Consider the following 12,179-nt stretch of genomic DNA (forward strand, 5'->3'; position numbering starts at 1 on the left):
GGTTATCTGTATTGACGGCTGCTGGATGCGTGCGAGAGTTATCAGCCTTCGAGTTTTTCAAATACGGCCTGCACTTCTTCGCCGAATTTTTCAAGGAACATCAGTTGCCGGACATCTTGTGCGGCAGTGGTGTAATCATTTGCGTCAAGTAGCGTGCCGATTTCGGCGAGCTTTTCCTTGCGCGCCATGCGCAAGTCGTTGTCGAGTTGCTCGAGCCCCGAAATATCCTTGCCCGCCCTGGAGTCGTCCAGCGCCTCACGCCATTCCATTTGCTGCATCAGGAATTCACGCGGCATCGCGGTGTTCGATTCGATCTGCAGATCGACGCCATTCAATTCGCACAGATAGGCGGCGCGCTTGAAAGGATTCTTAAGGGTTTGATAAGCCTCGTTGGCACGTGTAGCCCATTGCATGGCAACACGCTTTTCCGTGTCGCCTGCATTGGTAAACTTGTCCGGATGCACCTGGTTCTGCACTTCACGATAAGCCGCGTCCAGCGCCGCCATATCGATGGCGAACTTTTGCGGCAAATGAAACAGCTCGAAGTGGTTTTGCATGGGCATCCAAAAGAAAAGCCTGTCCGGACATCAACAGGCTTGCAGTGCATCTCCCTCCTATACCGCAGAGGGCTCAATTGATCTCAAATACGGAAGCTTTCGCCGCAACCGCACTCGTCCTTGACGTTCGGATTTTGGAACTTGAATCCCTCGTTCAGGCCTTCGCGCGCGAAATCGAGTTCAGTGCCGTCGATGTACGGCAGGCTCTTCGGATCCACGAAGACTTTCACGCCATGCGATTCGAACACGTTGTCTTCCGGTGCGCTCTCGTCGACATACTCCAGCTTGTAAGCAAGGCCGGAGCATCCGGTGGTGCGCACGCCGAAGCGCAAACCAATGCCCTTGCCGCGCCGTTCAATATAACGGTTGATATGCTTGGCAGCTTTTTCGGTCAATGTGATTGCCATAACGATTCAGTCTCTTTCCATTCCTTTCCGGCCAGGCCGGAATGTCTATCAGGCAGCTTCCTTTGCTTCCGCGCCATGCTTTGCCTTGTAATCCTGCACCGCCGCCTTGATCGCGTCTTCCGCAAGAATGGAGCAGTGAATTTTTACCGGTGGCAGGGCAAGTTCTTCCGCGATCTGGGTGTTCTTGATGGACATGGCTTCGTCCAGTGTTTTGCCCTTGACCCATTCAGTGACCAGCGAGGACGACGCAATCGCAGAACCGCAGCCATAGGTTTTGAATTTGGCATCTTCGATCACGCCGTTTGCGCCGACCTTGATCTGCAGCTTCATGACGTCGCCGCAAGCCGGTGCGCCAACCATACCGGTGCCGACTGTTTCATCGCCCTTTTCAAAGGCGCCGACGTTGCGCGGATTTTCGTAATGGTCTAGGACTTTTTCAGAGTAAGACATGTTAGTGCTCCTTGTATTTTGTAAAGGTCAGTGTGCAGCCCACTGGATCGTGCTGAGGTCGATGCCATCCTTGTGCATATCCCAGAGCGGCGACAATTCCCGCAACTTGGCGACCTTGGTCTTGATCAGGTTGATCGTAAAATCGATATCTTCTTCGGTCGTGAACCGACCAATGGTGAAGCGAATCGAGCTATGCGCCAGTTCGTCGCTGCGGCCCAGCGCCCTCAGCACATAAGATGGTTCCAGACTGGCCGAAGTACAAGCAGAACCTGAAGAAACTGCGATGTCCTTGATCGCCATGATCAGCGATTCGCCTTCGACATAGTTGAAGCTGACATTCAGGTTATGCGGAACGCGATGCTCCATATCGCCATTGACGTAGACTTCCTCGATCTCGGTCAATCCTTTGGCGAGCCGGTCGCGCAGCGCTTTGACGCGGGCGATCTCGGAATCCATCTCTTCCTTGGCAATGCGAAAAGCTTCGCCCATGCCCACAATCTGGTGAGTCGGCAAGGTGCCGGAACGCAGGCCGCGCTCATGTCCACCGCCATGCATTTGGGCTTCAATACGTACACGTGGCTTGCGACGGACATACAGCGCGCCAATTCCCTTGGGCCCGTAAGTCTTGTGCGCGGTAAAGGTCATCAGATCGACCTTCCACTTTTCCAGGTCGATTGCAAGCTTGCCGGTTGCCTGGGCAGCGTCGCAATGAAAAATGATGCCCTTGGAACGGCACAGTTCACCGATCTCCGGGATCGGCTGGATTACGCCGATTTCGTTATTGACCAGCATCACCGATACAAGAATGGTATCAGGACGGATGGCCTCCTGTAGTTGTTCAACCGTAATCAGGCCGTTGTCCTGCGGCTGCAGGTAAGTGGCTTCAAAGCCCTGGCGCTCCAGTTCGCGCACGGTATCCAGCACTGCTTTGTGCTCAGTCTTTACCGTGATGATGTGCTTGCCCTTGGTCTTGTAGAAATGCGCCGCGCCCTTGAGTGCGAGGTTGTTGCCTTCGGTTGCGCCAGAGGTCCAGATAATTTCGCGCGGATCGGCATTTACCAATGCGGCAACCTGGGCACGCGCTTCTTCGACAGCCTTCTCGGCTGTCCAGCCATACATGTGACTGCGTGACGCCGGGTTACCGAACTGCTCGCGCAGGTAGGGAATCATCTTGTCGGCAACGCGCGGGTCGATCGGCGTCGTCGCCGAATAGTCCATGTAAATCGGAAAATGGGGGGCCTTAATGGTATCGATCAGGCTTTTTTCCAAAGGGGCATTCATATGATTCAACTCCAAATCAAGCGGCTACGTGTGGACGGGGCATCAGCACCACGTTATGTTCGGCATTCTTTTGTCGCTGCTGGTCGACCAGATCTTTCAGCGAGACGGAATCCAGGTATTCGACCATCTTGGCGTTTAGTGTCGCCCACAGGTCATGTGTCATGCAGCGGCTGCCATGCTCGTGGCCGGGGCTATGGCAATTTTCCTTGCCTCCGCACTGCGTTGCATCGATTGGCTCATCCACCGCGATAATGATATCGGCAACGGTGACGTCTTCCGCCTTGCGCGCCAGGGTGTAACCACCGCCCGGACCACGCACCGACTCGACAATTTCATGGCGGCGCAATTTCCCAAACAGTTGCTCAAGATAAGAGAGGGAAATTTCCTGCCGCTGGCTGATGGCCGACAGCGTCACGGGACCTTTGCCCTCACGCAACGCCAGATCGATCATCGCAGTGACCGCAAAGCGGCCTTTAGTTGTCAGACGCATATACCTCAGCTCCAGTACAAAACCTCGACCGTCTCGCACAGAGATTTACAGCTCCGCGATACGACGTTCTGTCTTCCCGGAATCGAATTTCCCTGATTCCCGAAGATTTTAGTCAAGTATATCAAAGTTGAGTGATTTTGTCAGGTATTGGGAAATGCGGGCTTGACGGCCTGAGTTGGGATAAAGTCACTGAAGCGGCCAAGGGTGAAAGCGCTCAATGCAAGTTGTCTTTAAGCTGCAACTTAGCGTTGCAACTTAAGCATTCAGCATTATTTCATATTTCTTATCGACATGCCGCCGAGAGCCATTTTCCCGCCAGGACAGCGCAAGGGATCAACGCATCCGGAAGCGTACGAACATCATGTAGGTGGTAGGGTCGCTCCCGTATGACGGCTCCATCGCTGTGGGAACGAGGTGTCGGCTCACGAGGGCACCGACATCCAGGTGCAGTGGGCCGGTCGTGCGAAGATCGTAGAAATATCCAAGCGACAGTCGATTCATCTTGAACAACTGCCGCTGAGCAGACTCGTCTTCGCGTATCAGGCCGTCGCTGCCAACTTGCTCTATGCGCCCGAAGAGCGCATGGGTGCCGCTAAACCTGACGGTCGACTCCAGCAAATAACCCATTGTGCTCTCGCGGAATTTGCGAGCGTTTCGGCCCCATGCCAACGTGGTTTGCCAGTCGCCTTGCTGAAAAGGCATGGTATAGGTCGCCGCGACCGCCGTACGCCGAACTTCATCATTCGGCACAAGTTGATCCAGGGTGCTGACCGAACCGCGACTCAGCCGTAGGACCAAGTTCGGCGCCAAGCTATAAGACAGCCTGGCAGATCGCACATCGAATTTCGGGGACTCGGAATGGATCGGTCCATCTTTTTGATTGTCTTTCGCAATCGTTGAGCTTTCAATAGAGACATCTCGCCACGCATAGCCGAGCGTCACCGTGCTGGAGCGTTCGCGCGCCGAGTCCAGCCAATAGGCACTTTGCATCGGATTCTCGAGTGCGAAGCCGGGATAATCGAACATCAGCGCCCTGCGCGCCGGCAATCCGGCTACGGAGGTGTAAAGTGTGCCATACCGTCCCGCCTGAAAGGTGCGGGATATGGCAGGTTGATCGGTGTTTGGGTAGGGAAACGACAACGCTAGTGGCGTGCCCATCTCCTGCTCGCTTAGGCTTTCTTTTTCTTCAGAGTTAGAGTGAAACATTGAAGTGACCGACGCATCATCAGGTGAAATCGTGTAAGGCTGATCGGCATTACTATCGGCCGGTGCTGTCGCCGCTACGCCAGTGAGCGGACACATTGCCAGCGTGCTTGCCGTAACCATTGCGACTGTCAGCATTTTCATCATTTCACTCTTTACATCAAGGGCCCGGCAAAACCCTTGCAATTTTTATACCAAAAGCATTGGCAAATCAGAATGAACGCATCCCTCCAGGCCGACGATATGTCAAGCCAGTCCGATAGCTTTATACCTACTTAAAATGTGCTTGCGTCCGTATTTCCGCGCAAGTTTTACTTGTGCGTGGTAACTGTTCTACACGCGTGGCTGCAGTGCTCGTATCCAACGGGATACGATCGGCACTTCCTTGCGGGGCAGGCGGTCGCGGCGAGAGACGACATGCCCGCGTGCCAGACTGGAAAGCAAACCGCTGCAACCGTCTTCGATATAGTCCAGTACCAGATCGAAATCTTTAGAGCCGCGATAATAAGGATCGTGAACAATAGAACCGGCCCTGGAGGCCGAATAGCCCATTAGCAAACCTGGTTTATGTTTGTGCTCCGGCGGGCAAAGCGCTTGCAAAATTTCCAGATTATTGAAATCCATGCCAAGGATCATGTCGAAACGCGAAAAGTCCTCAAGCTCGATCTTCCGCGCACGAAGCCGACTTAAATCGTAGCCACGCTTGCGTGCCGCGGCTTGTGCGCGCGGATCGGGCGCTTCGCCGACGTGGTAATCGTGGGTCCCGGCAGAGTCGATAAGAATATATTGCTGGAGACCGGCATCCGTCGCCATTTTACGTAGCACTCCCTCGGCCGTTGGAGAACGGCAGATATTGCCCATGCAGACAAATAGGATGCGGGTGGTTTCCATAGTGGCTCCATGAAATAAGCGAGCCACCTTAAAAACCAATATAGATCAAAGTGGGCCCGGTACACCTTTATCTTCGCAAAACGATACGTGCTCGCCATGATTTCCGACAAATTCACGCGGTTACGCATTTGCGCAGCCTTGGACGGCGACGCTGCTGCAGCGTTTTAATACCGATCCCGGAAGTCTCCTGCTCTACTTTTGCTGTTGCAGCAAATGCATTGGGCCGAATAATTCCTGCATGGTTCGGTTGCCAATAAAGGACAGGTTATACGGGTGTTCAGATACGGCGTTCGGGAAACGTGCCGTCGCTGGAAGGGTAGCCAGTTGTTCAGCAATCTTCCCCCACAATACGAGTATCGGAGGCGTTTTGGACTTTTCGACGGCATGGTCGGCGAGCGCTTCGAGCACCGTCTCCAGGAAAGGCTTCCACGCCTTCGCATCCTTTATGGGCGGGACATCCGGGCGGAAAACCAGACTGGCATTGAGGAGCAGGAAACCATGACGAGTCAGATTGGCCTGCAGCTCCGTCAGCGTCTGAATGTACGGCGAACCAATTGCACGCGCCTTCAGCGAAATATGCGTCAATGCATCTCCGGAAGTATTTTCCAGCTGCAGCTGGCCGTCCGCAACCAGAAGCATTTTCATGAAATTTCGTAGCGAGGTTGCGCGATTGACTTGCTTGGACAATCCCTTTTCCGACCACAGCGACTCGACCGCACCATCCATGAAACACACGCCGGTCGCACTCTCCTCGCGCGGATACGGACCTTCCCCCACCAGCACATACCTGACCTCGTGCAGAGGCTTGGTGAACGCGGCGAACAGGCGGCCCTCGGTAGGGAGATATTGCGCTTCAGCCAGGGCGGGCAAGTAAGCGGGGTCGGCGGCGGCCACCGCCTGCAAGCCACGCTTGAGGATCGGATGCCAGGAGACATGCGCCAGATCGAGCGCCGCAAAAATCGGTTGGGGAATAGTCTGGGACATCGCGCTCATATGAAATGGAAAACAAGCATTGTAGCGTTGCCACAAAAGACAAGGGCCGCCGGCAATTACGCCGGCGGCCCTCTTCATCGCTGTTCAGGCGAACGCAACATCGGGATCACTTGCCGACAAGCGGAACGACGTTATCCATCCCCGGTGCGCCGAACAACTGCTCCTTAAGAAGATGCAACTGGTCTCGAACCTGAGCGGCCTTTTCAAATTCAAGATTTTTCGCATGATCCACCATAAGTTTTTCAAGCCGTTTGATTTCCTTACTGACCTGCTTTTCACTCATGGATTCGTACTTCGCCTGCTCTTGTGCAACCAGTAATTCGCTGCGTGCTTCCTGAGGGCTGTAGACGCCATCGATCAGGTCGCGAATTTCTTTCTTTACGCCAGCCGGCGTGATGTTATTGGCCTTGTTGAAGGCTACCTGTTTAGTGCGGCGGCGCTCGGTCTCATCAATTGCGCGACGCATCGAGTCAGTCACCTTGTCTCCATACAGGATGGCCATACCGTTGAGGTTACGCGCGGCGCGGCCGATGGTCTGGATCAGACTGCGCTCGGAACGCAGGAAGCCTTCTTTGTCCGCATCGAGAATCGCAACGAGCGACACCTCGGGAATATCAAGGCCTTCTCGCAGCAAGTTGATGCCAACCAGCACGTCAAAGGTACCAAGACGCAGATCACGGATGATTTCCACACGCTCAACGGTATCAATGTCGCTATGCAGGTAGCGCACTTTGATGCCGTTATCACTCAGGAATTCAGTCAATTGTTCGGACATGCGCTTGGTCAGCGTAGTCACAAGCACGCGCTCATTCTTCTTGATGCGTTCAGTGATTTCCGACATCAGGTCGTCCACCTGCGAACTCGCGGGGCGCACTGAGATCAGCGGATCCACGAGGCCGGTCGGACGCACCACTTGCTCGACTACCTGATCTGAGTGACTGCTTTCATACTCCGCCGGCGTGGCTGACACAAAGACGGTCTGGCGCATCTTGCTTTCAAACTCCACAAATTTCAGCGGACGATTATCGAGCGCAGACGGCAAGCGGAAACCGTAATCGACCAGATTGGTCTTGCGCGCCCTGTCTCCGTTGTACATGCCGTTCAATTGGCCGGTCAGCACGTGGGATTCGTCAAGAAACATGATGGCGTCCTGCGGCAGGTAGTCCACCAGGGTAGGCGGCGGCTCACCAGGCATTGCTCCACTAAGATGACGCGAATAGTTTTCAATGCCTTTGGTAAAGCCGATCTCTTGCATCATTTCCAGATCGAAGCGCGTACGCTGCTCAAGGCGCTGCTCTTCAATCAGTTTGTTTTCCTTCCGGAAAAATTCCAGGCGATCGCGTAATTCGTCCTTGATGCTTTCAATCGCACGCAGCACGGTAGAACGCGGCGTGACGTAATGCGAACCCGGATACACGGTAAAACGTGGAATCTTCTGGCGTACACGTCCGGTCAGCGGGTCAAACAGTTGCAGGCTGTCGATCTCGTCGTCGAACATTTCAATGCGCACCGCCAGCTCGGCATGTTCAGCCGGGAACACGTCAATCGTGTCGCCGCGGACGCGGAACGTACCACGTCCGAAATCGACTTCATTTCGCGTATATTGCATCTGGATCAAGCGTGCGATGACATCGCGCTGGCTGACCTTGTCCTTGGCGCGCAAGGTCAGAATCATCTTGTGGTATTCGTTCGGATTACCGATACCGTAAATCGCCGATACGGTCGCCACGATCACGACATCGCGCCGTTCCATCAGGGACTTGGTGCAGGACAGACGCATCTGCTCGATATGCTCGTTGATCGACGAGTCCTTTTCGATGAACAGATCACGTTGCGGAACGTAGGCTTCCGGTTGATAGTAATCGTAGTAACTGACAAAGTACTCGACGGCGTTTTGCGGGAAGAATTCGCGGAACTCGCTGTACAACTGCGCAGCGAGCGTCTTATTTGGCGCAAATATGATTGCCGGCCGTCCAAGTCGCGCAATCACGTTTGCCATGGTGTATGTTTTGCCCGATCCGGTCACCCCGAGCAATGTCTGAAATGACAAGCCATCCTCGATACCTTCGACTAGCTTTTCGATGGCTGTCGGCTGATCGCCGGCCGGTGGGAAGGGCTGGAATAAGCGATAAGGCGAGTTCGGGAAAGTGACGATTTTTGATTCGTCGATGGGGCTGGAAACCTGGGATAAATCTGCCATCTGCATTCGACCTTTGGTAGAATAATAAGTTGCACCTTGGTTTGAGGCTACAAGCCCGAAACTGACTACAACCCTGCTGCATCTGCTTGCATCCGCAGCCAACTTTTCATGTTATCACGATGAGCCAATCCCATCCCGCCTCTCTCTTTACTGCCGTCGAAATGGCGCCCCGCGACCCTATCCTGGGTATTACCGAAGCTTTCAACGCTGACAAGAACCCTAACAAGGTAAATCTTGGCGTTGGTGTGTACTACGACGACAATGGCAAGGTGCCTCTGCTCGATTGCGTACGCAAGGCAGAAACACAATTAATGGAAAAGCCGGCACCCCGCAGCTACCTGCCGATCGACGGTCTGGCCACTTATGACAAGGCAGTACAGGAACTTGTATTTGGTGCCGACAGCGCAGTAGTTCAAGAGAAGCGCGCAATCACCGTTCAGGCACTCGGGGGTACAGGCGCATTGAAACTGGGCGCAGACTTCCTCAAGCGTTTCTCCCCGAACTCCCAAGTATGGATCAGCGACCCCAGTTGGGAAAACCACCGTGCGCTGTTTGAATCCGCAGGCTTCGTTGTCAACAATTATCCGTACTACGATCCGGCAACACGTGGCGTCAATTTCAATGGCATGCTGAATGCACTCAAGGAAATGCCATCCGGTGCGATTGTGCTGCTGCACGCATGCTGCCATAACCCGACTGGCGCCGACCTGACCGATGATCAGTGGACCGACGTTATCAACGTGGTTACCCAGCGCGGCCTTATCCCCTTCCTTGATATGGCGTACCAGGGTTTTGGCGACGGCATCGATGAAGACGGTAAAGTCGTGCGTCGTTTTGCCGAGACCGGCACACCGCTGTTCGTCTCGAACTCCTTCTCCAAGTCGTTCTCCCTGTATGGCGAGCGCGTCGGTGCACTGAGCATCGTCGCGGTCAGTGCAGAAGAAGCCGCACGCGTACTGTCGCAACTCAAGCGTGTCGTCCGTACCAACTACTCCAATCCACCGATCCATGGCGGTCAGGTTGTGGCAACGGCATTGGCCAATCCAGAACTGCGCAAGCTGTGGGAGGACGAACTGGCAGGCATGCGCGTACGTATCCGCGAGATGCGCCAACAACTGGTTATCAAGCTAAAGGAAAAAGCGCCGGCCCACGATTTCGATTTCGTCATCAAGCAGCGCGGTATGTTTTCCTATTCCGGCCTGACAAAGGAACAAGTCGGCCGCCTGCGCGACGAGTTTTCGATTTACGCGGTAGATACAGGGCGCATTTGCGTTGCGGCGCTGAACTCCCGCAACATCGATGCTGTAGTCGACGCAATCGCCAAAGTCCTGTAAGGATCCGCAGCGCTCTTTGATTTGACCAGAGTGGCCGGATTAGGATGATTTTGTTTTTCCTGCCAGATCGGCGAGCCTGCAAGGCTTTGACAATTTCGGAAAGATCGGCCTATAATAGCTGCTCTGTTCCCTGATAGCTCAGTCGGTAGAGCGACGGACTGTTAATCCGCAGGTCCCTGGTTCGAGTCCAGGTCGGGGAGCCAAAATTTGAAGGCCAGATAAATCACTGACTTAGATTTATCTGGCTTTTTTTCATTTTAACGTCACTATGAATCGGCAGGCTTGCGTTCAAACGTTGTTACTTCCTAGCAGGTTGTTGAAATTCACCTCAAAACATCTATCGCCGAGGGTTTGCGCAGGTTAATGGAGCAAATTTGTGCTCGATGTGAGCCAATTGTGATCCGATTGGTGGGAACCTGCATGGCGCGCTGCGGCAAGTCCCATGCAGTTTGAGACGGCGATGCGCTTCATCGTGCGCCGCCTTGTGGCACCGCGAACAGTATTCGCGCCATCCGACAGAGATTGCCGGCTGCCATCGTCAAGTTGAATTGGTGATCGCCCCACCGTAGTCCACGATACATCGTTTACCGAATACGGCCAACCGTCTTGGCCCAGCCGAAATGCCCTTCAATGCGGGCCCGCACGGTCCGGCTGACCCCATAGCCATCTGCCGGGTGGTACGTCCATCAATAGCGCTGCCGCCCCAGCGCCGCTCCGTCAGCGCGACTCACTATGGCACCCACCACCAGGCCTGAACGGTCCTCCATGAGCACATGCCCCCTGGTAACACAATACCGCCGGCATCTTCTCGCTCTTCTTGTACAACCGGGCATCAGGAGCCGTGGTCGAGGCATGGGCGTCATTGCTGCGCGGCTTGCCTTTCCAGTTGGCTTGCCTGTTACGGCCACCACCTGGCGGCTGATCATCCGAACCATCCCTGGCGACAACGCTCTTGTGACTGGCCTAGGCCTGGATCAGTGTGCTACCGAACGAAAAGTGTTCCCTTGACAACAGCCCCTGCTTGTCTGCCGTCGTCATGACTTCGGTAAAGAATGTTGCCACCGCCTCATGTGCGAGCAGCCGGTCGCGATTCTTGGAAAACACCGAGTGGTCCCAGACCGCGTCATCCATAGTGGACAGTTTGAACGTTTCCTGCCGATGCTGCTGTAAGCCGAAGGCGCGCCAGATACGACTGACCGCCGTTTGCGACAGCCCGGCTTCGCGCGCCATGGCCCGCGTGCTCCAGTGCGTGGCGTTCGACGGTTGCTGTTCCAGCGTCTTGGCGATCACGGCATCGACACGTGCATCATCGATCGTGCGCGGCGCTTCCGAGCGCGGGGCATCGAGCATACCGTCCAGGCGCATTTGCACGAACCGTGTGCGCCATTTCGATACCGTCTGGCCCGTCACCGCGAGTTTGGCCGCGACCGCCTTGTTCTCCGCTCCGCCGGCACATTCCAGAACGATGCGCGAACGCAGGGCCAGCGCTTGCGCGGTCTTGCGCCTTCGTGCCCAAGCATGCAATTGCTCTTGTTCCGCTGCGCTCAACATCAACACCGCTTTCGGTCTGCCTGCCATGCCTTCCTTGCCATGAAAACCCATATGCTTCGAACAACTTATCAGCAAAATAATTCAACGAATTTCTAACTCAGGATACTAGAGCGCGTTATCAGTTAAGCCGTCTCGCTTTGCACGACTTGGAATTAACGCTGACCTGCTCTTTTCTGCAATAAATATGACGCGAATTCCACGTCGCCTTGATCTGTAACGAAGGCGATTAATGTCGGTCCACCCCACTTAACAGGACCATCAACGGCAAAGCCTGGTAACTGAGTGAGTGCCTTTTTAATCTCAAAGCAGCAGCGGCGATGTAACGCGACACCAATCAATTCCATAACCGCGCTTGCGTCAAGCGTCTGGTTGCCCCGAAGTGCATGTACGAGCGCGTCTACAAGCTCTTGCACCTTCTCATAATTTTTTGTCTCGATGGCTTTCCAAAGCGCTTGGAACAGCTGATACGGCGACAAAGAGGCAAGAATAGTGAGGTGAGAATTTTGCATACCGTTACCGTTATATTGATCAGGCAAATCTTAGGACTGTGAAGTATTGCTAGATAAGTGGCTTGATTGTCTTTCGGGTTCCATTTTTCAATGGGAAAACTGAATGGGTAATCCCCCGAAAATTAAGCGGGATGGATTCAACTGGTCACTGCAACACGTTCCTTTAAACAATTTGAAGAGGAGAATCGTGATGCAGAGTTCGGACCGAATGGATGACCGGCGCAAGACGGTAATATGGCGCGAATGGAAAAGGGGAAGCCCCATGAGCCTGATTGCGCGTGTTTTAGAGAAACCACCTGCCACGGTGTTTTCC

At 54.4% G+C, this 12,179-nt stretch carries 12 protein-coding genes, 1 tRNA gene and 2 pseudogenes; 3 read left to right on the forward strand and 12 right to left on the reverse strand.

Annotated features, from left to right (window positions below):
* Positions 1-41 precede the first annotated feature (41 nt).
* From hscB to uvrB, 9 genes are all read right to left on the reverse strand, one after another.
* Positions 42-557 carry a Fe-S protein assembly co-chaperone HscB gene (gene hscB / locus ASE07_RS20180; protein ID WP_057292634.1) on the reverse strand — a complete coding sequence of 172 codons (516 nt, stop codon included), beginning with the start codon at positions 555-557 and terminating at the stop codon, positions 42-44.
* A gap of 83 nt (positions 558-640) precedes the next feature.
* Positions 641-964: an iron-sulfur cluster assembly protein IscA gene (gene iscA / locus ASE07_RS20185; protein ID WP_057292625.1), complete on the reverse strand. Its 324-nt coding sequence runs from the start codon at positions 962-964 to the stop codon at positions 641-643.
* 48 nt (positions 965-1,012) lie between these two features.
* The gene (gene iscU / locus ASE07_RS20190) at positions 1,013-1,414 is read right to left on the reverse strand and encodes a Fe-S cluster assembly scaffold IscU (protein ID WP_057292626.1); all 402 of its coding nucleotides are present in this window, start codon (positions 1,412-1,414) and stop codon (positions 1,013-1,015) included.
* Positions 1,415-1,441: 27 nt separating this feature from the next.
* Positions 1,442-2,695: an IscS subfamily cysteine desulfurase gene (locus ASE07_RS20195; RefSeq protein ID WP_057292627.1), complete on the reverse strand. Its 1,254-nt coding sequence runs from the start codon at positions 2,693-2,695 to the stop codon at positions 1,442-1,444.
* A 16-nt stretch (positions 2,696-2,711) separates the two neighbouring features.
* Complete coding sequence (gene iscR / locus ASE07_RS20200) at positions 2,712-3,185, reverse strand: Fe-S cluster assembly transcriptional regulator IscR (RefSeq protein WP_057292628.1); 474 nt, start codon at positions 3,183-3,185, stop codon at positions 2,712-2,714.
* Positions 3,186-3,518: 333 nt separating this feature from the next.
* Entirely contained in the window at positions 3,519-4,535 is a 1,017-nt protein-coding gene (locus ASE07_RS29320) for a hypothetical protein (RefSeq protein WP_057292629.1), read from the reverse strand.
* A 186-nt stretch (positions 4,536-4,721) separates the two neighbouring features.
* Positions 4,722-5,279, reverse strand: a complete 558-nt coding sequence (locus tag ASE07_RS20210; RefSeq protein WP_082584329.1) for a low molecular weight protein-tyrosine-phosphatase — start codon at positions 5,277-5,279, stop codon at positions 4,722-4,724.
* A gap of 192 nt (positions 5,280-5,471) precedes the next feature.
* On the reverse strand, positions 5,472-6,263 hold the full coding sequence (locus ASE07_RS20215; protein WP_057292635.1) for a uracil-DNA glycosylase family protein: 792 nt from the start codon (positions 6,261-6,263) through the stop codon (positions 5,472-5,474).
* A 115-nt stretch (positions 6,264-6,378) separates the two neighbouring features.
* A complete protein-coding gene (gene uvrB / locus ASE07_RS20220; protein ID WP_057292636.1) occupies positions 6,379-8,472 on the reverse strand; it encodes an excinuclease ABC subunit UvrB in 2,094 nt (697 codons plus the stop codon).
* A 119-nt stretch (positions 8,473-8,591) separates the two neighbouring features.
* Between uvrB and ASE07_RS20225 the strand changes: the two genes are divergently transcribed.
* A complete protein-coding gene (locus ASE07_RS20225; protein ID WP_057292630.1) occupies positions 8,592-9,806 on the forward strand; it encodes an amino acid aminotransferase in 1,215 nt (404 codons plus the stop codon).
* Positions 9,807-9,933: 127 nt separating this feature from the next.
* Positions 9,934-10,009, forward strand: a tRNA-Asn gene (locus ASE07_RS20230).
* Positions 10,010-10,273: 264 nt separating this feature from the next.
* On the opposite strand, the pseudogene ASE07_RS30870 reads toward ASE07_RS20230, so the two are convergent.
* The 3 genes and pseudogenes from ASE07_RS30870 to ASE07_RS20240 all read right to left on the reverse strand — a co-directional run.
* Positions 10,274-10,937: pseudogene (locus tag ASE07_RS30870) on the reverse strand (IS5/IS1182 family transposase); the annotation flags it as partial.
* A gap of 63 nt (positions 10,938-11,000) precedes the next feature.
* Positions 11,001-11,408 (reverse strand): annotated as a pseudogene (locus ASE07_RS30875) (helix-turn-helix domain-containing protein); the annotation flags it as partial.
* Positions 11,409-11,509: 101 nt separating this feature from the next.
* Complete coding sequence (locus ASE07_RS20240; RefSeq protein ID WP_057292631.1) at positions 11,510-11,866, reverse strand: hypothetical protein; 357 nt, start codon at positions 11,864-11,866, stop codon at positions 11,510-11,512.
* 103 nt (positions 11,867-11,969) lie between these two features.
* On the opposite strand from ASE07_RS20240, the gene ASE07_RS29950 reads away from it, so the two are divergent.
* On the forward strand, positions 11,970-12,179 hold a 210-nt coding region (locus ASE07_RS29950; RefSeq protein WP_235548546.1), incomplete at its 3' end, for a hypothetical protein.

Origin of the sequence: Noviherbaspirillum sp. Root189 (assembly GCF_001428545.1) — a bacterium.
Lineage (GTDB): Bacteria > Pseudomonadota > Gammaproteobacteria > Burkholderiales > Burkholderiaceae_D > Noviherbaspirillum.

Coding starts and splice junctions, on each gene's coding strand:
- ASE07_RS20225 (WP_057292630.1), top strand. CDS start 8,592: ATGAGCCAATCCCATCCCGCCTCTCTCTTTACTGCCGTCGAAATGGCG.
- ASE07_RS20210 (WP_082584329.1), bottom strand. CDS start 5,279: ATGGAAACCACCCGCATCCTATTTGTCTGCATGGGCAATATCTGCCGT.
- ASE07_RS20215 (WP_057292635.1), bottom strand. CDS start 6,263: ATGTCCCAGACTATTCCCCAACCGATTTTTGCGGCGCTCGATCTGGCG.
- iscU (WP_057292626.1), bottom strand. CDS start 1,414: ATGTCTTACTCTGAAAAAGTCCTAGACCATTACGAAAATCCGCGCAAC.
- iscR (WP_057292628.1), bottom strand. CDS start 3,185: ATGCGTCTGACAACTAAAGGCCGCTTTGCGGTCACTGCGATGATCGAT.
- iscA (WP_057292625.1), bottom strand. CDS start 964: ATGGCAATCACATTGACCGAAAAAGCTGCCAAGCATATCAACCGTTAT.
- ASE07_RS29320 (WP_057292629.1), bottom strand. CDS start 4,535: ATGATGAAAATGCTGACAGTCGCAATGGTTACGGCAAGCACGCTGGCA.
- hscB (WP_057292634.1), bottom strand. CDS start 557: ATGCAAAACCACTTCGAGCTGTTTCATTTGCCGCAAAAGTTCGCCATC.
- uvrB (WP_057292636.1), bottom strand. CDS start 8,472: ATGGCAGATTTATCCCAGGTTTCCAGCCCCATCGACGAATCAAAAATC.
- ASE07_RS20195 (WP_057292627.1), bottom strand. CDS start 2,695: ATGAATGCCCCTTTGGAAAAAAGCCTGATCGATACCATTAAGGCCCCC.
- ASE07_RS20240 (WP_057292631.1), bottom strand. CDS start 11,866: ATGCAAAATTCTCACCTCACTATTCTTGCCTCTTTGTCGCCGTATCAG.